This window comes from Polaribacter sp. 2305UL8-11, from assembly GCF_058147165.1.
The window spans coordinates 188,028-209,656 of sequence record NZ_JBYVJW010000004.1 but is presented as its reverse complement, the minus strand read 5'-3'; the positions used below and the strand labels follow the sequence as shown (position 1 = coordinate 209,656).

The 21,629-nt window shown below is 29.7% G+C and carries 18 protein-coding genes, 1 tRNA gene and 1 pseudogene; 8 read left to right on the top strand and 12 right to left on the bottom strand.

All coding sequences use genetic code 11. From position 1 onward, the window contains the following. Window positions 1-17: 17 nt before the first annotated feature. Both serA and ACY2RW_RS05440 read right to left on the bottom strand, forming a co-directional pair. The gene (serA, locus tag ACY2RW_RS05445; RefSeq protein ID WP_490121686.1) at window positions 18-1,910 is read right to left on the bottom strand and encodes a phosphoglycerate dehydrogenase; all 1,893 of its coding nucleotides are present in this window, start codon (window positions 1,908-1,910) and stop codon (window positions 18-20) included. Window positions 1,911-2,049: 139 nt separating this feature from the next. Continuing rightward, a complete protein-coding gene (locus tag ACY2RW_RS05440; RefSeq protein ID WP_490121685.1) occupies window positions 2,050-2,871 on the bottom strand; it encodes a UbiA family prenyltransferase in 822 nt (273 codons plus the stop codon). A 175-nt stretch (window positions 2,872-3,046) separates the two neighbouring features. Between ACY2RW_RS05440 and gcvP the strand changes: the two genes are divergently transcribed. The 3 genes and pseudogenes from gcvP to ACY2RW_RS05425 all read left to right on the top strand — a co-directional run bounded on the left by gcvP (window position 3,047) and on the right by ACY2RW_RS05425 (window position 8,149). After that, window positions 3,047-5,932 (top strand): aminomethyl-transferring glycine dehydrogenase, encoded by a 2,886-nt coding sequence (gcvP, locus tag ACY2RW_RS05435; protein WP_490121684.1) that lies wholly within the window; start codon window positions 3,047-3,049, stop codon window positions 5,930-5,932. A 148-nt stretch (window positions 5,933-6,080) separates the two neighbouring features. Then, window positions 6,081-6,785 carry a hypothetical protein gene (locus tag ACY2RW_RS05430; RefSeq protein ID WP_490121683.1) on the top strand — a complete coding sequence of 235 codons (705 nt, stop codon included), beginning with the start codon at window positions 6,081-6,083 and terminating at the stop codon, window positions 6,783-6,785. Window positions 6,786-6,953: 168 nt separating this feature from the next. Beyond that, window positions 6,954-8,149 (top strand): annotated as a pseudogene (locus tag ACY2RW_RS05425) (IS256 family transposase). Between the two features lie 163 nt (window positions 8,150-8,312). Here ACY2RW_RS05425 and ACY2RW_RS05420 read toward each other — a convergent pair. Continuing rightward, entirely contained in the window at window positions 8,313-9,827 is a 1,515-nt protein-coding gene (locus ACY2RW_RS05420; protein ID WP_490121682.1) for an FMN-binding glutamate synthase family protein, read from the bottom strand. A 301-nt stretch (window positions 9,828-10,128) separates the two neighbouring features. Next, window positions 10,129-10,380, bottom strand: coding sequence for a type B 50S ribosomal protein L31 (locus ACY2RW_RS05415; RefSeq protein WP_015482265.1), 252 nt, complete (start codon window positions 10,378-10,380; stop codon window positions 10,129-10,131). Between the two features lie 251 nt (window positions 10,381-10,631). Here ACY2RW_RS05415 and ACY2RW_RS05410 point away from each other — a divergent pair, with 251 nt between their 5' ends. Beyond that, window positions 10,632-11,675: a glutaminyl-peptide cyclotransferase gene (locus ACY2RW_RS05410; protein WP_490121681.1), complete on the top strand. Its 1,044-nt coding sequence runs from the start codon at window positions 10,632-10,634 to the stop codon at window positions 11,673-11,675. Window positions 11,676-11,716: 41 nt separating this feature from the next. Beyond that, entirely contained in the window at window positions 11,717-13,228 is a 1,512-nt protein-coding gene (locus ACY2RW_RS05405) for a hypothetical protein (protein ID WP_490121680.1), read from the top strand. On the opposite strand, the gene ACY2RW_RS05400 is transcribed toward ACY2RW_RS05405, so the two are convergent. From ACY2RW_RS05400 to ACY2RW_RS05390, 3 genes are all read right to left on the bottom strand, one after another. Further along, window positions 13,212-13,418: a hypothetical protein gene (locus ACY2RW_RS05400; RefSeq protein WP_490121679.1), complete on the bottom strand. Its 207-nt coding sequence runs from the start codon at window positions 13,416-13,418 to the stop codon at window positions 13,212-13,214. The genes ACY2RW_RS05405 and ACY2RW_RS05400 overlap by 17 nt on opposite strands. A 10-nt stretch (window positions 13,419-13,428) precedes the next feature. Then, on the bottom strand, window positions 13,429-13,605 hold the full coding sequence (locus ACY2RW_RS05395) for a hypothetical protein (RefSeq protein ID WP_490121678.1): 177 nt from the start codon (window positions 13,603-13,605) through the stop codon (window positions 13,429-13,431). A 64-nt stretch (window positions 13,606-13,669) separates the two neighbouring features. Further along, on the bottom strand, window positions 13,670-14,950 hold the full coding sequence (locus ACY2RW_RS05390) for a metal-dependent hydrolase family protein (protein ID WP_490121677.1): 1,281 nt from the start codon (window positions 14,948-14,950) through the stop codon (window positions 13,670-13,672). 64 nt (window positions 14,951-15,014) lie between these two features. Between ACY2RW_RS05390 and ACY2RW_RS05385 the strand changes: the two genes are divergently transcribed. From ACY2RW_RS05385 to ACY2RW_RS05375, 3 genes are all read left to right on the top strand, one after another. Beyond that, window positions 15,015-15,695 carry an SDR family NAD(P)-dependent oxidoreductase gene (locus ACY2RW_RS05385; protein WP_490121676.1) on the top strand — a complete coding sequence of 227 codons (681 nt, stop codon included), beginning with the start codon at window positions 15,015-15,017 and terminating at the stop codon, window positions 15,693-15,695. A 282-nt stretch (window positions 15,696-15,977) separates the two neighbouring features. Then, window positions 15,978-16,574: a SprT-like domain-containing protein gene (locus ACY2RW_RS05380; protein WP_490121728.1), complete on the top strand. Its 597-nt coding sequence runs from the start codon at window positions 15,978-15,980 to the stop codon at window positions 16,572-16,574. Continuing rightward, entirely contained in the window at window positions 16,561-17,646 is a 1,086-nt protein-coding gene (locus tag ACY2RW_RS05375; protein WP_490121675.1) for a mannose-1-phosphate guanylyltransferase, read from the top strand. Before ACY2RW_RS05380 ends, ACY2RW_RS05375 begins: the two co-directional genes overlap by 14 nt. Window positions 17,647-17,706: 60 nt before the next feature. Here ACY2RW_RS05375 and ACY2RW_RS05370 read toward each other — a convergent pair whose 3' ends face one another. The 5 genes from ACY2RW_RS05370 to ACY2RW_RS05350 form a co-directional block, all read right to left on the bottom strand. Then, window positions 17,707-19,182 (bottom strand): DUF389 domain-containing protein, encoded by a 1,476-nt coding sequence (locus tag ACY2RW_RS05370; RefSeq protein ID WP_490121674.1) that lies wholly within the window; start codon window positions 19,180-19,182, stop codon window positions 17,707-17,709. A 68-nt stretch (window positions 19,183-19,250) separates the two neighbouring features. Then, window positions 19,251-19,733: a CIA30 family protein gene (locus ACY2RW_RS05365; protein ID WP_490121673.1), complete on the bottom strand. Its 483-nt coding sequence runs from the start codon at window positions 19,731-19,733 to the stop codon at window positions 19,251-19,253. A gap of 159 nt (window positions 19,734-19,892) precedes the next feature. Further along, window positions 19,893-19,965: transfer RNA gene (locus ACY2RW_RS05360), tRNA-Lys, on the bottom strand. A 61-nt stretch (window positions 19,966-20,026) separates the two neighbouring features. Beyond that, window positions 20,027-20,794 carry an ABC transporter ATP-binding protein gene (locus ACY2RW_RS05355; protein WP_490121672.1) on the bottom strand — a complete coding sequence of 256 codons (768 nt, stop codon included), beginning with the start codon at window positions 20,792-20,794 and terminating at the stop codon, window positions 20,027-20,029. A gap of 3 nt (window positions 20,795-20,797) precedes the next feature. Then, complete coding sequence (locus ACY2RW_RS05350; protein WP_490121671.1) at window positions 20,798-21,538, bottom strand: MlaE family ABC transporter permease; 741 nt, start codon at window positions 21,536-21,538, stop codon at window positions 20,798-20,800. Window positions 21,539-21,629: the final 91 nt, after the last annotated feature.

The window sequence follows — 21,629 nt, the reverse complement described above, 5'->3', positions numbered from 1 at the left end:
TTTTAGAAAGAATGTTACTAATATAGCACTCTAAACTTAATAGTACCTTCTACTTTTCTAAGTTTTTCAATAACCTCTTTGTTGTATTCTTTGTCTAAATCTGTAATTACATAACCTACTTTTGGATCTGTAGATAAATATTGACCAGTAATATTCAAATCGTATTTTGCTAAAATCTTATTTATTTTTGCCATAACTCCAGGCACGTTTTTATGAATGTGTAAAAAACGGTGTGCATTGGTTTGTCTTGGCAGACGAATATTTGGAAAGTTTACGGCATCTACTGTATTTCCAGAGTTAATATACGCCATAATTTTACTCGGTACAAAATCTGCAATGTCTCTTTGAGCTTCTTCTGTACTTCCTCCAACATGAGGTGTTAAAATTACATTTGGTAATCCTTTTAATTCTGTATAAAATTCTCCGTTTTTTCTTGGTTCTGAAGGATATACATCTATAGCAGCACCTGCAATTTTACCACTTCTTAAAGCATGTGTTAATGCATTGATATCTACCACAAAACCACGAGAAAGGTTTACCAAATGTGCGCCATCTTTCATTTGTGCAATTTCTTTTTCTCCAAAGAAATTTTTATTGGCAGCATTGTCATCAACATGTAAAGTAACAACATCAGAAATCTTTAGCAATTCTTCTAAAGTGTTCATTTTAGTAGCGTTTCCTAAAGCTAACTTGTCTTCTACATCATAATAACACACATCCATTCCTAAAGCTTCTGCTAAAACTGATAATTGTTTTCCTATGTTTCCATAACCTACAATTCCTAATTTTTTACCACGAACTTCTCTAGAGCCTTCTGCTGTTTTTTGCCATTGACCATTATGTATTTCTGTACTTCTTTGAAAAACAGAACGCATTAACATAATAATTTCTCCAATTGCCAACTCTACTACAGAACGTGTGTTGCTGTAAGGTGCATTAAAAACAACAACTCCGTTTTCTTTACAAGCCTCTAAATCTATTTGTTTAGTACCAATACAAAAGGCACTAACTACCATTAATTTTTCTGCAGCTTCTACAACCTTTTTAGTAACGTTTGTTTTAGAACGGATTCCTAAAACGTGAACATCCTTTATTTTTTTTATAAGTTCTTCTTCTGATAAACTTTTAGATACTGTTTCTACAGAAAAACCATCTGTAGATAACTTTGTAAAAGCATCTGGATGAACGTTTTCTAATAATAAAATTTTAATTCTGTTTTTTGGGTAACTTATATTTCTTGGCAAATCGTTTACGTATAAAAATTCATCTAAATTTGGGGCAATATGGTCTGCGTTTTCTGTTGTTTTGTCTCTAGAGACATTTTCTGTATAAGCAAAAAACTTGTCTGCTACACCAGCTTCACGCGTTACATAATCGCTATAACCATCTCCAATTACTTGTATTTCTCCTTCAAGGTTCATGTCTTTTAAACACTTTATTTTTCCATTGTGCTGAGAAAGTGGATTGGCAGCATCAAAGCTAACAATTTTTCCGTTTGCATCAAATTCAAAAGTATTTGCAAATACTCTTTCTGATGGGATGTTATATTCTGCAACAATTGGGTCTATAAATTCTTTAAATCCGCAAGAAATTACATAAATATCTTCTGCGTAAAGTTCAAAAAATTCTTTATTTCTTTCTATTGATGAAGAAACTTGATTTTTTAGAGATTTAATTAACGCTTCTAAATCTGATTTATTAGCTTCTAAAAGTTTGATTCTTCTTTCTAAAGACTCTGTAAAGGAGATTTCCCCATCAATCCCTAAATTAGTAATGTCTATTATTTCTTGAATAATTTCATCTTTTTTCGGGTTGTTTTTAAGTGTAATTTCGGCTAAAACATCTAGGGCTTCTACACGAGTTAATGTGCTATCAAAATCGAAAATATAATTTCTTTTGGTGGTAATCATCACTTTAAATCTAAGTTGAATTTAAGTGTGTAAATCTACAAATATAGTAGGGAAATAAGAAGCCAATTTACAGTTTTACGATATCTGTTTTATTTGTTATCATAATTAATCGACTTTATAAAAAAAGAGCTTTTAGTAGTTAAAATTTAAGAAATCCTAAAAGAAGTAGCCACCAAACAATTGGTAAAGACTCTACATAAAACGAACTGTAATATTTAGATTGATTGATTTTTGCGCGCATTAAGAAAATAATTACTAAAAAAAAGAACACCATAAATGGTGTTTTAATTCTATAAGGTGAAGCCAATAGGTATTCTAAAACCAATGTGATAATAAGTAACATTAACCCTAATTTTTTTGTTTTTCTTACACCAATTTTCTTTGGGATGGTTTGTAGAGAAATTGCATCATATTTTACATCTCTAATATCAAAAGGTAATATTAAAACGATTACAATTAAAAAACGCTGCAATAGCATTAAAACTACGTTTAATGTAACTTCTTGTGCTGCATCTAATATAGGAATTAGTACTGTAAAACCTGCCCAAACTATAGCAACAACTATAATTTTAAGGTAGCTAACTTCTCTTAAATTTTTATGAAAACCACTTAAAAAAGGAACTGCATACAATACTGTTAATAAGCAAAAAGGAATGGTTAAATACAATGTTTTAAGGGAGATTTGATACAAGTAGTAACAAAATACCAAAAAGCAAAAAAAGGAAAATATTTGAATAATTTTCAAATCTTTTGTTAAGCTTTTATGATGCAATTTTGCGACACCTGCATATTTTACAAAATTATAACCAGTTATGGTTCCAAAAAACATAAAATAATTCAAATTCTCATTATAGGGCAAATTAAAATAAATTTCTGTAATTCTAATCAACGCATATACAGAAAATGCTACGTGAATACTTGCATTTAAATAAAATTCAAAAACTGATTTTAATAACTTCATTCTACAAAAATAGTCTTTCTGTTCATAACATCTCTTTTTAGTTAATAATTAACAATGTTTTACTAAAAGAATTTGCGATTCGTAATTCAATTATTATGTATTTTTGTTTCGCAAAATTTTAGTTGATTAAAAATTAACTAAATCGATTGAAATAAGTATATAAAAACTTTATTTAATGAATACAAATTCGTTTCAACTAAGACATATTGGGCCTAATAAAAAGGAGCAAGAAATTATGTTAGCTGCTATTAAAGCTAACAGTTTAGAGCAGTTAATTGATGAGACTGTTCCAGATAACATTCGTTTAAAAGAAGATTTAGATTTAAATCCTGCAATGAGCGAATACGAATATTTGGCACATATTAAAGAGCTTTCAGAAAAAAATAAAGTATTTAAAAGTTATATTGGTTTAGGATATCATGAAGCAATTGTGCCAAGTGTTATACAACGAAACATTTTAGAAAATCCAGGTTGGTATACTGCTTATACCCCATATCAAGCAGAAATTGCGCAAGGACGTTTAGAGGCCTTGCTAAATTTCCAAACAATGGTTTGCGATTTAACAGGAATGGAATTGGCAAATGCATCTTTATTAGACGAAAGTACTGCAGCTGCAGAAGCCATGGCTTTATTGTTTGATGTTAGAGAAAGAGCTAAGAAAAAAGCTGGCGCTAATAAGTTTTTTGTTTCTGATGAAATTTTGCCACAAACTTTATCATTATTACAAACACGCTCTACACCTATAGGAATAGATTTAGTTGTTGGTAATCATGAAGAGTTTGACTTTGCTGATGATTTTTTTGGCGCAATTTTACAATATCCAGGTAAATTGGGGCAAGTTTTTGATTATGAATCTTTTGTTGCCAAAGCAAACGAAAATGATATTAAAGTAGCAGTTGCAGCAGATATTTTATCACTAGTAAAATTAAAAGCTCCAGGAGAATTTGGTGCATCTGTAGTAGTAGGAACAACACAACGTTTTGGAATTCCTTTAGGATATGGAGGCCCTCATGCAGCTTATTTTGCTACAAAAGAAGCTTACAAAAGAAGTATTCCTGGACGTATTATTGGAGTTACTAAAGATGCTGATGGTGGTTTTGCATTAAGAATGGCTTTACAAACTAGAGAGCAACATATAAAGCGTGAAAGAGCAACATCTAACATTTGTACTGCACAGGTTTTGCTAGCAGTTATGGCTGGAATGTATGCTGTTTATCATGGAAAAGAAGGAATACAATTTATAGCAGACACTGTTCATAACAAAACAAAATTAGTTGCAGATTACTTAAAGAAGGCAGGCTTTAAACAACTAAATTCAAGTTACTTTGATACACTTTTAATAGAAATTGATAGTATAAGATTAAAGCCGATTGCAGAATCTTTTAAAGTAAACTTTAATTATGTTTCAGATAATTTGGTTTCTATTTCTATAAATGAAGCAACCACACAAAAAGATTTAATGACACTGTTTACATTATTTGGTCAACTAAAAAAACGTCCAAATCCTGTAAAAGAAGAAAATTATGATACTTTTTCTCAAATTTTAACTCAAGAGCCTTTTCACTCTGATTTTGAGGTAATTTCTGATAATCTAAAAAGAAACACTCCCTTTTTAGAAAATGATATTTTTAACACATATCAATCAGAAACAGATATGATGCGTTATATAAAGAAATTAGAGCGAAAAGATTTAGCGTTAAATCATTCTATGATTTCTTTGGGTTCTTGTACTATGAAATTAAATGCAGCATCAGAAATGTTGCCTTTAAGTAATCCACAATGGGGTAATATTCATCCTTTTGTGCCAATTAATCAAGCTCAAGGATACCAAGAAGTTCTTAAAAAATTAGAACATCAATTAAATATAATCACAGGTTTTGCTGGTACTTCTTTACAACCAAATTCTGGTGCTCAAGGAGAATTTGCTGGTTTAATGACAATTAGAGCTTACCATCAATCTAGAAACGAAGCACATAGAAATATTTGTATTATTCCTGCTTCTGCTCATGGTACAAACCCTGCTTCTGCTGTTATGGCTGGAATGAAAGTTGTGGTAACTAAAACTGCAGAAAACGGAAATATTGATGTAGAAGACTTACGTGAAAAAGCAAAATTACATAAAGATAATTTAGCTGCTTTAATGGTAACATACCCATCTACTCATGGGGTTTACGAAAAAGAAATTAAAGAAATTACTAAAATTATTCATGACAATGGAGGTCAGGTATATATGGATGGAGCAAATATGAATGCACAGGTTGGGCTAACAAACCCAGCAACCATTGGTGCAGATGTTTGCCATTTAAACCTTCATAAAACGTTTGCAATTCCTCATGGAGGAGGTGGCCCTGGAGTTGGTCCTATTTGTGTTGCTCCTCAATTAGTTCCTTTTTTACCAACAAATCCAATTATAACAACAGGTGGAGAAAAAGCAATTACAGCCATTTCTGGGGCTCCTTGGGGTTCTGCTTTGGCATGTTTAATTTCTTATGGATATATTACAATGTTAGGTTTTAGAGGCTTAACTAACGCTACAAAAAATGCAATTTTAAATGCAAATTATATTAAAGAACGTTTAAATGGACACTATAAAACTTTGTATACAGGTGAAAAAGGACGTGCTGCACACGAAATGATTATAGACTGTCGTGATTTTAAACAAAATGGAATTGAAGTTGTAGATATTGCAAAACGTTTAATGGATTATGGTTTTCATGCGCCAACAGTTTCTTTTCCAGTAGGTGGAACCATGATGATTGAACCTACAGAATCTGAATCTTTAGCTGAATTGGACAGATTTTGTGATGCCATGATTTCTATTAGAGAGGAAATTAAGAATGCTTCTAAAGAAGATGAAAACAACCCTTTAAAAAATGCACCACATACACAAGCTATGTTAACTGCAGACCAATGGGCTTTTCCTTACACTAGAAAACAAGCTGCTTTTCCTTTGGAATATATTGCAGATAATAAATTTTGGCCAACTGTTAGAAGAGTAGATGATGCTTTTGGTGATAGAAATTTAATTTGTTCTTGTAACCCAATTGAAGATTATATGTAAACGCGCAGCGTTTTCAAGTATTTAAAACCGTTTCTTTTTAGGAGCGGTTTTTTTTATTTAAAAACAGGTATTTTTACGGTTGATTTTTTAATAAAAAAAAACGAACTTAGCTAACTTCGAATATAAAACATTGAAACGTTGTATATTCGTGTTAACGTTACCTGCAATTAGAAAAAGAACGAAAATTGAAAATCTGGACATGAATCCTTACTCTCTAAGTGAAAAGATTATTGAAAGCGGAAATATTTCATTCAAGTTATGGCTTGAATTTGAAATATCAACTCCTTGGGATGACATTGAAAATGATTTTGCTATTATCGGAGTAGACACATTAGATGGTAGAAGCTACGGAATAAATGTTTGGACCTTTAAGTTTTTAAACACTGCTCAAAAAGAAGAGCTGAAAGATGAAAACGAAAACTATATAATTCCACCTGACCTATTTGTGAAAGAGCTTACTAGAAATTGCATTGAAAAAACAATTAGTCAGCTATTGAAAAAAGGGAATTTAGAAGATGTTCTAAACAGATCAATTTTCAGATTAAATTTCCTCGAACCATATTGGGACGCAATGGAAATGGAAGAAAAAAGCATTCAAGATTTGATGGACGAACTCAAATTAGAATTATCAGACAATCACATATTGAATAATGAACCTGTCGAATTAATTGCTAAAAAAACCAATAATGACGATATCGTATTGGAATTGGAAGATGGAAGAATTGCAGTTGTTCATTTAACTTGGAACTCAAAAAAAGAGAATGATGGATATCCAATAACAAGAATCTATAGGGATGAAATGGAGTTTTGGAATAAAGAAATGATACAAGAAATTCTTGAATTTAAAGAATAAAACTGCAGGTAACACCGTGTATAATTAATTGGGTACTAAACCACAAAGTGTGTAAGTAAAGTTATTCTGAGATTTTTCTAGAGCAATATTTAAATTGCTCCATGAGGAAAAATTTTGGAAATAACTTTACGATTAAATAATCACTAAATTTATAAACACACTTTTATTATGAAACCAGAAGATTTATTAAACGAAGAATTTTTAAAACAATTTAAAACAGGTTCAGAACTGACTAGTTTTATAGAACAACTGCACAAACGCGGTATTGAAAAGATTTTAGAAGGCGAATTAGATGTCCATTTAGATTATGATAAACATCAAAAAAGTAACAATCCTAATTCACGAAATGGTTATGGATCTAAAACCATAAAGACTCCTTTAGGAGAAACCAAAATTCAAGTTCCTAGAGATCGGGATTCTACATTCAATCCCATGCTAATTAAAAAGCGAGAAAGTACCGCTGATGGGGTTGAAAACCTTATTATTTCTTTGTATGCTAAAGGAATGAGTACTACAGATATTGAAGAACAAATACGAGATTTGTATGATTTTAATATCTCTAGTTCAGCAATCTCTAGAATTACAGATAAAGTTACTTCTGATATTATTGCCTGGAAAAACAGACCTTTAGAAGCTACTTATTTGATAGTTTGGATGGATGGCATCGTTTTTAAGGTTCGTGAAAACTCCAAAGTCATCAATAAAACAATTTACATTGCTGTTGGTCTTAGAGTTGATGGAAAAAAAGAAGTTTTGGGACTTTGGTTAGGGAAAAACGAATTTTCCTCTTTTTGGATGAGCGTTTTAACCGACATAAAAGCTCGTGGAACACAAGATATATTAATTACTGCAACTGATAATTTAAACGGATTTACAGATACTATTAAAACGGTTTTTCCAAATTCAGTAACTCAAATATGTGTAGTGCATCAAATTAGAAATTCTTGTAGATATGTGGTTTGGAAGGATAAAAAAGCCTTTACAAGAGACATGAAGCAAATCTATACAGCTCCAACAAAAGAAGCTGCAAAAGCTACTTTAGAAGACTTTAAAAAAACATGGAACTCTAAATATTCTTATGCTATTAAATCTTGGGAAAATAACTGGGATGAACTTACTGTTTTTTTGATTTTCCTTTAGAAATTAGAACTATTATTTACACGACAAATTTAATAGAAAACTTAAATGGAAAAATCAGAAAATACACCAAAAACAAACTCTCTTATCCAACTGATGATGCAGTAATTAAATCAGTTTTTTTAGCTTTAAGAGAATCAACTAAAAAATGGACGATGCCAATTAGAAACTGGGGAATCATATTAAACCAATTTTTGGCTATATTTGAAAACAGGATTAAACTATGAAAAGTTTAACCCTGTAATTTTTAACTTACACACTTTGTGGGAAAGTGTCATTAATTGCTAGAGTTTCTCTGTGCCAATCGGAAAATTCTCCGAATATTCCTCAGTTCCGTCCCCTTTTGCTATCTTAGTTGCTCACGCAACTAACCATACACAAACACGTTAGCTAAATTGGATAATAAACCTCGCCTAAACTTACAATTTCCTCATCTTTTCTTCGTCTAAATATATGTTTGGCTTCAATCTCAGAAATAGAACTTAAACCCATAGCTCCTGTCATTTCTTTTACAGCTTTTATTGTTTTGGTATGATAATTTTTTACACGTACATTTTTCTTTTCTACTACCAATGCTTTTACCAAATCATCATCTTGTGTGGCAACTCCAACAGGACAAGTGTCTAAATTACATTCTCTAGCCTGTATACAACCTAAACTTAGCATAAAACTTCTAGCCATGCCAACTGCATCTGCTCCTAAAGCTAAATATTTAACAATGTCAAAAGCATCTATGGCTTTACCAGAAGCAATAATTTTAATTTGATCTTTTAACTTATATTTTTTTAGCAATTTATTTACAAAAACCAATCCTTCTATTAAAGGAGTGCCTATGTAATTTGTAAATTCCATAGGTGCTGCTCCTGTACCTCCTTCTCCACCATCTACAGAAATAAAATCTGGATAGTTTTTAGCTTTAGAAAATGCTTTAAACATTGCACTAATCTCCTCATTATTACCCACGCAAAATTTAATTCCTACAGGTTTTCCTTCAGATAAATCTCTAACTTTTTGAATAAAAACAATCATCTCTTCATAATTAGAAAAGGCTGAATGACCTGGAGGAGAATCTACTTGAGTACCTGGTTCTACTGCTCTGATTTTTGCAATTTCTTCTGTATTTTTTTTTGCGGGTAATATACCTCCATGACCAGGTTTTGCTCCTTGAGAAAATTTAATTTCAATCATTTTTACTTCTGGTCTAGTTGCATTTTCTTTAAAAATAGCATCATCAAAAATCCTTTTCCCATAAGAATCTGATTTTCCTGCACCAAAATATCCTGTACCTACTTGAAAAATTAAATCTCCTCCTTGTAAATGGTAGGGAGAAATTCCACCTTCGCCAGTATTGTGTGCAAAATTATCCATTTTTGCACCTTGGTTTAATGCCATAATTGCATTTTTACTTAAAGAGCCAAAAGACATTGCAGAAATATTTATGATAGAACTACTGTATTTTTGAGAACATTTGTCTGAACCAAAAACAATTCTATCTCCAATAACATGATGATGGTCTTTAGGAAATAAAGAATGTTTTACAAACTCATATCCCTTTTTATATACATTGTGTTGCGTACCAAAAGGAATGGTGTCTTTTTCTAATTTTGCTCTTTGATATACAACACTTCTTTTTTCTCTGTTTATTGGTGTTCCGTTTAAATTATCTTCTATAAAATATTGCTGAATTTTATCTCTTTCTTCTTCAAAAAACCAACGTAAACGTGCCACTAATGGAAATGCTCTTAATAAAGAATGCTTGGTTTGCAAACTGTCGTAAATTGCTACTAAAGTTAAAATTCCTGATACTGATAGTAAAATTATAGTTCCTACTTGGGGAATGAAATAAACTAAAACTCCGAATAAAACTGTAAGGATGATGAATATTGAAAGTATTGTATTTTTCATTATTATATTATGATTTAAAAAGTTTAAAAATACACTATTAGTACGAAATTAAACAATGAAGCTTACAAATATGTTGCGTTAAGGATTGAAACGACATCCTTTTTATGTCAGTTCGAGTAAATTTGTGAAGTATGAACAAATTTGTATCGAGAACAAATAAAAAGATATAGTGTAAAGCCTGACCTTTAGGTAACGCCCAACTTCTCGTCTGCGCTCGAAGTGACAGTTTTAAAAAGATTTTTAAAAGAAAAAACTCCAACAAATAAATGTTGGAGTTCTTAATATTTTAAATTCTTGAGAATTACTTCTTGAATTTTTTGTATTTGTTTTTGAACTTGTCAATACGTCCTGCAGCATCAATAAGCTTAGATTTACCAGTGTAAAATGGGTGAGATGTTCTAGAAATCTCTAATTTTACTAAAGGATACTCAACACCATCCACTTCTAAAGTTTCTTTCGTGTCTACAGTAGAACGTGTTAAAAATACATCTTCGTTAGACATGTCTTTAAATGCTACCATTCTATAATTTTCTGGATGAATTCCTTTTTTCATTTTATAATATTTTAATACTTTAATGTTATGTTTGCAATAAGTAAAATTGGTAAGGTTTTACTTAACTCTCTAAATAGTTGTTTTTTACTATTTTGAGGATGCAAATTTAATGATATTTTTTAATTTACAAATAAATAATTGCTTTTATTTAGCTTATTCGTTTCTTAATTTATTTTTAACTTAATTTTTAGCTTTAAAAATGAGTTTTTTATAGCTTTACAAAAATTTAAATACCGAAGAAAACAACCACAATGAAACAGACATCTATTTATATTATCGTTTTAGCTTTTATAATATCTTTTACTGCTTGTACAGAAAGTTATAAGTTTAACCTTAATCACAAAAAGAAAGTTACTTTAAACGAGTCTATTAATATAAGTTTACAAGAAAAAGACAACAAAGCAATAAAAAGTGTAATTTTCTTTGTAAAAGGAAAAGAAATTTCTGCCAACGGAAATTCTGCCACAATTACAACTACAGATTTAGGAGTTGGTAAACATGTAATTTCTGCGCTAATTTCTTACGATGAAAAAACAAAAAAAATAAATAGTTTTTTTGAAGTTTTGGCAAAAAACAAACCAATTGTGTACAATTATAAAATTATAAACGAATATCCTCATGATACAAAAGCATACACGCAAGGTTTAGAGTATTACAATGGTTTCTTATACGAAACTACTGGTCAAAAAGGGAAGTCTACTTTGAGAAAAGTAGCAATTAAAACAGGTGAGGTTTTACAAAAAGTTGCTTTAGATAAAAAATATTTTGGTGAAGGTATGACCATTTTTAATAATAAGATTTACTGGTTAACTTGGCAGGCTAAAAAAGGCTTTGTTTATAATTTAGAAACTTTTAAACAAGAAAAAGAATTTGCTTACAATAAAAGTGCTCAAGGTTGGGGTTTGACTCATAATGGTTCTGAATTAATAAAATCTGATGGTACCCATAAAATTTGGTTTTTAGACCCAGAAACATTAAAAGAAATTAGTTACAAGCAAGCATATACTAATGATAGAGCTGTAGATAATTTAAATGAATTAGAGTTGATAAATGGAAAATTATATGCCAATAAATACCAACAAAACACTATTGTAATTATAAATCCAGAAACTGGTATTGTAGAGGGGTTAGCAGACTTAAGAGGTTTAAAAGCAGAGATGGAAAAAACTCAAAAATTAGTTGCAAACGACGAAGTTTTAAATGGTATCGCTTATGATAAAGAAAACAACAGACTTTTTGTAACAGGAAAACATTGGGGCAAACTTTTTGAAATAGAGTTGATAAAAAAACAATAATCTAAAAAATAAAAAGTTCTATTTTTATACAAAATAATTTTATGAGGTATTTATTAACTTTTATAATTTGTGTTCTTATCATTTCTGTAAGTTCTTGTAGAAAAGATTTTGAAACTATACCTAGTTTTGGGCAGCTTCAATTTTCTAAAGACACTGTTTTTTTAGATACCATTTTTACCAATATTGGTTCTGCTACCTACAATTTAAAAGTCTATAACAGAAGTAACAAAGCCATAACCATTCCAAGAATTCAATTAGAAAATGGAACAACCTCTAACTACAGATTAAATGTTGATGGAATTCCTGGTAAGGATTTTAACAATATAGATATTTTAGCAAACGATAGTTTATTTGTTTTTGTTGAAACTACAATAGATGTAAATGCTATTCCAAACCCACTTTACACAGATAAAATTTTGTTTGACAATGGTAAAAATCAACAAGATGTAGATTTAGTTACTTTAGTAAAGGATGCAAATTTTATTTTTCCTGGCAAAGATGCAATTACTATGAAAATAGACAGTTTAACTTTAGATGGGCAACCTACCACTTTAAAAGGGCGTTTTTTAAAGGATACAGAACTTACTTTTACAAAAGCAAAACCAACTGTTATTTATGGTTTTGCTGCTGTACCAGCCAACAAAACACTAACCATAGAAGCTGGTGCAAACATCCATTTTCATGATAACTCTGGTTTAATTATAGATGATAAAGCTACACTTTTAGTAAACGGAACATTAACAGAAAAAGTAACTTTTGCAGGCGATCGTTTAGAAAATAGATTTAATAATGTTCCTGGTCAATGGGGAACCATTTGGATGCGTGCTGGAAGCAAAAATAATGAAATAAAACATGCCATTATAAAAAATGCCATTATTGGGATTTTGGTAGATAGTATTGGCACTCCAACTTCACCTACTTTAAAATTACAAAATTCAGAAATTTACAACCATTCTAGCTATGGAATTTTAGGTAGAGAAACCAATATAGAAGCTCATAATTTAGTAGTTGGTAGTGCAGGGCAAACCTCTTTAGCTACCACAATTGGTGGCACATATAATTTTACGCATTGTACATTTGCTAATTATTGGAACAATGGTTTACGTCAACTACCAGCTGTTTTAATTAACAACTTTTTTACTTTTAAAAATGAAGCTGGACAAGAAATTGCTGAAACTAGAGATTTAAAAGCTGCTAATTTTACAAATTGTATTTTTGATGGTAACAATAACATAGAATTTGTCTTAGATAAATTGGATGGAGGAGGACAATTTAATTACAATATCAGTAATTCTATGATTAAATTTAATGACACCAATAATTCTTTTAAAGACAATACAGAGTTAGATTTTACCAACTCTTTTTATCAAAATATTATCTTAAATGGAACTTCAGATTTTAGAAACACACAGAAAAATGATTTTATAATTGGTGATAATTCTAATGCTATCAACAAAGCAAAACCAACTTCTTTTGCAACAGATATTTTAGGTGTTGATAGAACTGTAAATCCTGATATTGGTGCTTATCAACATATTACTTTTCAGAAGTAGTGTCTTTTTTTCTTCTATTAAAAAACTGACTTAAATTTGCAATTGCTATTAAAAACCAAATACTTCTGTAAATCCAAGAATTTATTTCAAAGCCTAATAGTTTGGTAGTATCATTTCCTTTTACAATGTTACTAATTAATATTAAAACAGCTATAATACCCCAAATCAAATCCCATTTTTTATTTCTCATCACTTTAAAATTATACAGTAAAACCTATTAAGTATAATTGCTTACCTAAAAAACCACCTAAATTATACATTACTGCTACAAGAGCAATGGCTGTATAAGCAAAAATTAATTTTTTTCTATAATTTGATTTTTTTACTTCTTTAAAAGTTAAATATGCTGATAAAAAGAGTACTATATAAAAAAACATATATTAGATTTTATTTAATAACCAATTAGTAGCTACTAAAACAGAAAAGTTACACTAAAAAAAATTATTTTTTATAAACAACTCCATTTTTCATTACAAAAACAACATTTTCCATTGTAAAAATATTCTTAGTAGGATCATCATCAACAGCAATAATATCTGCAAAGAAACCTTTTTTTACCTGCCCTATTTCATTTTCCATTTTTAAAATTTTTGCATTTGTAATGGTTGCAGATTGGATGGTTTCCATAGCTGGCATTCCTGCTTCTACCATAAATCTAAATTCCTTACCATTATTACCGTGTTTAAAAACACCTGCATCTGTACCAAATGCAATTCCAACTCCTTTTTTATATGCTTTAGCAAAAGTACCTTGTATTTGTGGCCCAACTGCCAATGCTTTTGGCACTACAATTGCTGGGTAAAATCCTTTAATTTTTGCTTTTTCTTCTACTTCTTTTCCAGCAGTTATTGTTGGTACTAAATAAGCATTGTGTTTTTTCATTAGCTCCATAGTTTCATCACTCATATACGTACCATGCTCTATTGTTTTTACTCCACCAATAATAGCTCTTTGCATTCCTTCATCTCCATGTGCATGAGCAGCTACGTGCATTCCATAATCTTTTGCAGTATCGCAAATTGCTTTTACTTCTTCTATGGTAAATTGCGGATTATCACCAGATTTGGCAACACTTAAAACACCTCCTGTAGCAGTAATTTTAATACAATCTGCACCATTTTTATAACGTTGTCTTACTGCTTTTTTTGCATCTTCTACAGAGTTTACAACACCTTCTTTAGGACCAGGATTACCAACTAACTTTCTACTACTTCCATTTGTAGGATCTGCATGACCACCTGTGGTTGCTAAAGATTTACCAGCTGTAAAAACTCTTGGACCAGGAATTTTACCTGCATCAATTGCATTTTTTATAGAAATATTAACTCCTGTACCACCTAAATCTCTTACAGTTGTAAAACCACTTAATAAAGTAGATTTTGCAAAACCAACTGAGTTAAATGCAACATCTGCTTCATTTTGAATATATCTGTTTAATCTAGTTCTGGCATCAAACTCCATTTCTATATGTACATGCATATCTATTAAACCAGGCATTACTACTTTGCTTTTTAAATCAATAGTTTTTGCTGTTTTACTCCTTGTCATTGCATAGCCGTCTAAAACTGAGATAATTTTATTGCCTTGAACAATTATGGTTTTCTTAGATTCAATTTTACCTGTTAATGTGTTTATTAATTTTCCACAGTGAATATACGTTGTTTGCGCTATCGTATTCTGAAAAAAGACAGCAGTAATAAGTAAAAGAATTATTTTTTTCATTTGAATAAGTTTTGTCTTTAAATGTATGAAAAATTGAGTAGATTGCTTCTTTTAAAATAAAAAAATGAAAAACGTTGTTATTACTGGTACAAGTAGAGGAATTGGTTTTGAATTAGCGCAGAAATTTGCTAATAATGGACATAATGTACTTGCTATTTCTAGAAATTGTAAACCTTTAGAAACTATCAACCACAAAAATATTACTACAATTTCTGTAGATTTATCTATACAAGGAGATTTTAAAAAAGTTTCTGATTTTGTAAAATCGGAATGGAACCAAGTAGATATTATAATTAACAATGCTGGTAAACTTGTAAACAAACCTTTTACAGAATTAACAACAAATGATTTTGAAGATGTATACAAAGTGAATGTTTTTGCTGTAGCAGAATTGACTAAAATTTTAATTCCATACTTAAAAAAACAAAGTCACGTTGTAACCATCAGTTCTATGGGTGGCATTCAAGGCAGTGTGAAGTTTCCTGGTTTAGCTGCATATTCATCTGCAAAAGGAGCTGTAATTACATTATCAGAATTACTTGCTGAAGAATATAAAGAACAACAAATTGCTTTTAATGTGTTGGCTTTGGGAGCAGTTCAAACAGAAATGCTAGAAGAAGCTTTTCCTGGATATCAAGCTCCTATTACTGCAAAAGAAATGAGTGATTATATTTATAATTTTGCAATGACTGGTAACCATTTTTACAATGGAAAAGTTTTGCAGGTTTCATCTACAACACCATAAACTATTTTATGATTCTTGCATTAACTTTTATTATTACTTCTGTTTTTCAATTTATACTTTATAAGAAAAATTTTAAAAAAGAAAATAAAGTTAATGATTTTTTAATCACAATAATCACTGTATTAACTTATATATTTATATACTCTCCAATTTTTTATATCTTGTTGGAAGGCTCTAATCATATTAATTTTGCTTTCATCTATCAAGTACTTATTATTGGAGTTACAGGAACAATTTTTGCTTTAATCACCAATGTTTTTTGGTATTTTGAAAAGAAAAAAAATGAACGATACTTTTTTTAAATATATACCCGAAAAAGCAATTCCATTTGTTCAATTTTTAATTAATAAACATTCTTTTGATTTAAAAATAGTCAATCAAAGACAAACAAAACATGGAGATTTTAGAAAATTACCAAATGGTAAGTATCAAATTACTGTTAATAATAATTTGAATAAATATCAGTTTCTTTTAACATTGGTGCATGAAATTGCACATCATGTAACGCATCAAAAATTTGGTAGAGTGCAACCTCATGGAAAAGAATGGAAAGCTGTTTTTCAACATTTAATGCTTCCGTTTTTACATCCAGATATTTATCCAAAAGAAATATTACCCTATTTAGCTAATTATTTAAAAAACGCCAAAGCAAGTACAGATAGTGATGTTAAATTATCTTTAGCTTTAAGAGGCAATGTAGCAGAAACAGGAAAGAAATTTATATTTGCAATTCCTTTTGGTAGTTTTTTTGAATTTAAAGGGATCACCTATAAAAAAGGAAACAAAAGAAGAACAAGATATGAATGTTTAAATATGAACTCTAAAAAAGTTTATTTATTCAACCAAAATGTAGAAGTAAAGTTATATGAAAACAAATAATAAAAATTATTACGCAGTTATTATGGCTGGTGGAGTTGGTTCTCGTTTTTGGCCAATGAGTACGCAAGAAAACCCAAAACAATTTCATGATATGTTAGGTGTTGGGCAAAGTTTAATTCAACGAACTTTTGAACGAATTAATGGACTTGTTCCATCAAAAAACATATTAATAGCTACAAATGCTAGGTATGAAAATTTAGTTTTAGAACAATTACCAAAAGCAACAAAAAACAGCTTATTATTAGAGCCTAGTATGCGAAATACTGCTCCTTGTATTTTATATGCTGCCTTAAAAATATACGAACAGAATCCAGATGCAATTATTTTAGTAGCTCCTTCTGATCATTGGATTGATGATGAAACTGAGTTTTTAAACAATATCGAAACTTCTTTTAACGCTTGTGCCAAGGAAGATATTTTAATGACTCTAGGCATTCAACCAGATGCACCAAATACAGGCTATGGATACATACAATTTGACAAAGAAAAATCATCTATAAAAAAAGTAAAAAGTTTTAGAGAAAAACCAAACTTAGAAACTGCAAAAGAGTTTCTTAAAAGTGGAGACTATCTTTGGAATGCTGGTATTTTTGTATGGTCTGCTAAAAGTATTTTAAAAGCTTTTAAAGAGTTTTTACCAGATATGATAGACCTTTTAGATGATGGAAACAATGTTTACAACTCAGATTTTGAAGATGATTTCATCAAAAATAATTATGGTAAATGTCAAAATATTTCTATAGATTTTGGTATCATGGAACAAGCTAAAAATGTACATGTTCTACCTGTAAATTTTGGTTGGAATGATTTAGGTACTTGGGGTTCTTTGTATAACAAGCTTGAAAAAGATGATGCCAACAATGCAGTTGTAGGTTCACAAACTCTTTTTAGAGACGCTAATGGAAATATGATTAGAACACAATCTGGAAAGAAAGTTGTTATCCAAGGTTTGCAAGATTTTATTGTTGTAGAAAAAGAGGATGTTTTAATGATTTGTCCTAAAAAAGATGAACAAGATATCAAACAAATAGTTGCAGAAGTTAAAAATACTTTTGGCGATGATTTTGCTTAATTAGATTACAGTTTTAATAAAAGAAAACCCTTTTAACTTAGCAGTTAAAAGGGTTTTCTTTTATTTTTCTCTCTTTAAAAACAGTGTATCTAATTCCATTTCTTTTTGAAGCCAAGTTCTTAGTTCTCTTTCTTTTGGACTTATAATACTGTCAGGTAATTTAACATTCCATTTTATAGTTGCTAGAGGAATAGTATCAATCTTAATAAAATCTTTAGAAGACAACACACTTGCAAAACTAATTTCTACAATATCTACATATCTAATTTTTGCATCTTTAGCAATTCTGCTAAAAGCAACTACTTTCTTGTTTTTATTTAAAGCATCTTGCTCAATTCTGTTATTTAATGAAGAAATTGTTTCTTGTAGCTCAGAAATTTGTTTTTGTAAACCTGCAATAATATTTTTACTTTCTTGCAACTCCTCTCTTTTTTCTTTGTATGCTGTTGTAATTAATTCAAAACTTTTGGTGTCACTACCTTTAATTTTTAAACTAAAATCACTTAAATTAGGATATGTACCAACATCAGATAATTCATTATTCAAATCATTTTCTGTAGCCTCAGTAATTTCATTAAAAAAATTCAAATAAATTTCCTTTTTATTAATGTCTTTATCCCAATCAATTAACTGTAAAGATTTATTTTTCTTAATCTCATTATTAATAAAATTATTTATTTGAGTGCTCATTTGGTTTTCCTTAAACACCGTCAAAAAAGTAAAAATTGCAGGAATCATAACAGCTACACCCACAATAGTTGCAATTGTAGAATACCTTTTACGTTTTGCTGCATTTGCATATTTATGCATTGGAAAACGTAAAAACTTTAAAATAATAAAAGTAGCAAGTGCTATAAAGATTGTATTTATAGTAAATAAATACATTGCTTGAAAAAAGTAAATCCAATTTCCTTTTGCTAAACCATAACCAGCTGTACATAATGGAGGCATTAAAGCAGTAGCAATAGCAACTCCAAAAATTACTGAAGCAATTGTACCTTTTTTGGTTCTAGCCACCATTAATGCCAAACCACCAAAAAATGCAATTAAAACATCTCTAATATCTGGTCTTACTCTCCCTAATAACTCTGAAGTATCTTCACTTAAGGGAAAAAAATAAAAAAACATAAATGAAGCAAACAAACTCAAACCAATCATCACCCCTAAGTTTATGAGCGATTTTTTTAAAGTGTCTATATCATTTAAAGCAAAAGAAGCTCCTAAACCTAAAATTGGCCCCATTAAAGGAGATATTAACATGGCTCCAATAACTACAGCAGTAGAATTCGCATTTAAACCAATAGAAGCTACAAAAACAGCAAAAATTAAAATCCAAGCAGTTGCCCCTTTAAAAGGAATATCTGCTTTTATGGCCTCTAAAGTTGCTTGGTGGTCGGTATCATCTCTAAAGTCAAAAAGTTCTACTGTAAACTTTTTAATATTCTCTAATAAGCCTTTAGCGTCTTTTTTAATAGTCTGCTCAGCATTTTCTTCAGGCGGATGTGGTTTTACATTCTTTTCTATATCTTCTTCCATTAACTAAATAAATATTTTTTGTTGATGGAAAGATACAAAAAAAGAAGACTGAATTAATATTATAAAAATTATTCAAAATAAATTTTATCAAGTTCCAGTAAAAAGCTTTCTTCTTTTTTGTTACCAATTAAAAAAGCTATTTCTTCTATAAATTTAGATGATAAATTTGGCATATATAAATCTCTTCCTCTAAAAGCAGGATACATTTCAGATAAGTTTATTTCTATGGTTTCCCATTTTTTTGATGTTTTAAAACTAGAAATGTAAGAATGATAATCATTTTTACTTTTTTTAATTCTAAATTGATACTTTTTACCATCGCCTTTTAATCGAATTTTTACTTTTGCAAATTTTTCAATATCAATTTTAGAAAAACGGTATCTAAGAGAAGAGAAACCTCCATTATTGTCTAATGATATTTTTCCAAAAAAAACACCATTTCCTTCTTTATTCAAAGAAAAATCTCCATTAGATTTTCCACCCATAACCACATCGTCAACAATTCTCCAATTAGAAATATCACATTTAGGAGTAAAATTGAAAATAATCATATTCGTTTGGTTAAAAAAAACAAAAATTAGTATAAAAGTGAGCAGTTTATTCATTGATTTATCATGGTCAATAAACAAATTTACTGATTTTAAAATTGAGAAAAAAAATTAGAAATTAATATAAAAAAGAAAAACTCTGTACAAAGTACAGAGTTTTTGTGACCGGGCTGGGGCTCGAACCCAGGACCCTCTCCTTAAAAGGGAGATGCTCTACCAACTGAGCTACCAGGTCATCCTTTTTCGCTTAGCGGCTGCAAATATATATCTTATTTTGTAAAAAACAAATCTATTTATTATTTTGTTTCCTTTAAATATGCTTCTCTCACTTTTTTAAATAAATTAGAAGAATACACAAAATCTACAACTGCTTCATTATCAGTTTTAAAAATATCTTCACTACTACCTTCCCATTCTTTTTTACCATTTCTTAAAAAAATTATTTTTTCTCCAATTTCCATTACAGAATTCATATCATGCGTATTTATGACTGTCGTAATTTTATATTCATCTGTAATTTCTTGAATAAGATTATCAATTACAATAGCAGTTTGGGGGTCTAAACCAGAATTAGGCTCATCACAAAATAAATACTTTGGTTTCATTACAATTGCTCTAGCAATTGCAACTCTTTTTTGCATTCCTCCAGATAATTCTGCAGGTAATTTTTTATTAGAATTTTCTAAATTTACTCTGTTTAAAACAAAATTAACACGTTCTAACATTTGTTTATATGACTGGTTTGTAAACATTTTAAGAGGAAACATAACATTTTCTTCAACAGTTTGAGAGTCAAATAAGGCACTGCCTTGAAAAACCATACCTATTTCTTGTCTCCATTGTTGTTTTTGGTTTTCTGTAAATTCGGTATTTACTCTTCCATCAAAAGAAATAGTACCACCTTCTGGAATATGAAGACCAATTAAAGACTTTAAAAAAACGGTTTTACCAGAACCACTTTGACCAATTATTAAGTTGGTCTTACCTGGATGAAAAGTAGCAGATATGCCTTTTAAAACTTTTACATCACCAAAACCTTTATGTAAATTTTTAACTTCTATCATTTTTTAAGTTAACAGCATTTGAGTTAAGAAATAGTTAGCAATTACAATTAAAATAGTTGTCCAAACAACAGATTGTGTACTTGCTCTACCCACAGCAATAGAACCTCCTTTAACATAGTAACCATGATAAGATGGCACTGTTGCTATTAAAAAAGCAAAAACCAATGTTTTAACAATTGCGTAAAACAACAAGAATGGATTAAAGTCTGATTGTATACCTTCTATATAGTCTAATCCTGAGAATAAACCAGACAAAACTCCAGCTATCCAACCTCCTAAAATCCCTAAAAACATACCAATTGCTATTAAAAAAGGATAAAAAAAGATAGCTGCCAAAATTTTGGGTAAAACTAAATGATTTAATGAATTTATACCCATTACTTCTAATGCATCTATTTGTTCTGTAACACGCATTGTACCAATACTAGAAGTAATATAAGACCCTACTTTACCTGCTAAAATAATAGAACAAAAAGTTGGTGCAAACTCCAGTATAATAGATCTTTTTGCAGCAAAACCAATCAATGATTTTGGTATAAATGGATTGTTTAAATTTAAAGCTGTTTGCAATGCAATTACTCCTCCAATAAAAAAAGAGATAAACATTATTATTCCTAAAGACTTCAAGCCTAAGTCTTCAATTTCTTTAAAAAGAGTTTGATAAAAAACTTTAGAACGTTGTGGCCTTTTAAAAACACGACCTAACATTCTAAAATATTTACCAACATGCTCTACATAATTCATAGAATTAAATTTTATGCTAATGTATTAAAATATCATTAATAGGATGTTAAATTAGACTCATCAAAATAAAAAATAATTACTTTTGATACTT

Coding starts and splice junctions, on each gene's coding strand:
- ACY2RW_RS05400 (WP_490121679.1), bottom strand. CDS start 13,418: ATGAGAAATAAAAAATGGGATTTGATTTGGGGTATTATAGCTGTTTTA.
- ACY2RW_RS05370 (WP_490121674.1), bottom strand. CDS start 19,182: ATGGAAGAAGATATAGAAAAGAATGTAAAACCACATCCGCCTGAAGAA.
- ACY2RW_RS05350 (WP_490121671.1), bottom strand. CDS start 21,538: ATGAATTATGTAGAGCATGTTGGTAAATATTTTAGAATGTTAGGTCGT.
- ACY2RW_RS05385 (WP_490121676.1), top strand. CDS start 15,015: ATGAAAAACGTTGTTATTACTGGTACAAGTAGAGGAATTGGTTTTGAA.
- ACY2RW_RS05375 (WP_490121675.1), top strand. CDS start 16,561: ATGAAAACAAATAATAAAAATTATTACGCAGTTATTATGGCTGGTGGA.
- serA (WP_490121686.1), bottom strand. CDS start 1,910: ATGATTACCACCAAAAGAAATTATATTTTCGATTTTGATAGCACATTA.
- ACY2RW_RS05390 (WP_490121677.1), bottom strand. CDS start 14,950: ATGAAAAAAATAATTCTTTTACTTATTACTGCTGTCTTTTTTCAGAAT.
- ACY2RW_RS05415 (WP_015482265.1), bottom strand. CDS start 10,380: ATGAAAAAAGGAATTCATCCAGAAAATTATAGAATGGTAGCATTTAAA.
- ACY2RW_RS05395 (WP_490121678.1), bottom strand. CDS start 13,605: ATGTTTTTTTATATAGTACTCTTTTTATCAGCATATTTAACTTTTAAA.
- ACY2RW_RS05365 (WP_490121673.1), bottom strand. CDS start 19,733: ATGATTATTTTCAATTTTACTCCTAAATGTGATATTTCTAATTGGAGA.
- ACY2RW_RS05420 (WP_490121682.1), bottom strand. CDS start 9,827: ATGAAAAATACAATACTTTCAATATTCATCATCCTTACAGTTTTATTC.
- ACY2RW_RS05440 (WP_490121685.1), bottom strand. CDS start 2,871: ATGAAGTTATTAAAATCAGTTTTTGAATTTTATTTAAATGCAAGTATT.
- ACY2RW_RS05410 (WP_490121681.1), top strand. CDS start 10,632: ATGAAACAGACATCTATTTATATTATCGTTTTAGCTTTTATAATATCT.
- gcvP (WP_490121684.1), top strand. CDS start 3,047: ATGAATACAAATTCGTTTCAACTAAGACATATTGGGCCTAATAAAAAG.
- ACY2RW_RS05380 (WP_490121728.1), top strand. CDS start 15,978: ATGAACGATACTTTTTTTAAATATATACCCGAAAAAGCAATTCCATTT.
- ACY2RW_RS05355 (WP_490121672.1), bottom strand. CDS start 20,794: ATGATAGAAGTTAAAAATTTACATAAAGGTTTTGGTGATGTAAAAGTT.
- ACY2RW_RS05405 (WP_490121680.1), top strand. CDS start 11,717: ATGAGGTATTTATTAACTTTTATAATTTGTGTTCTTATCATTTCTGTA.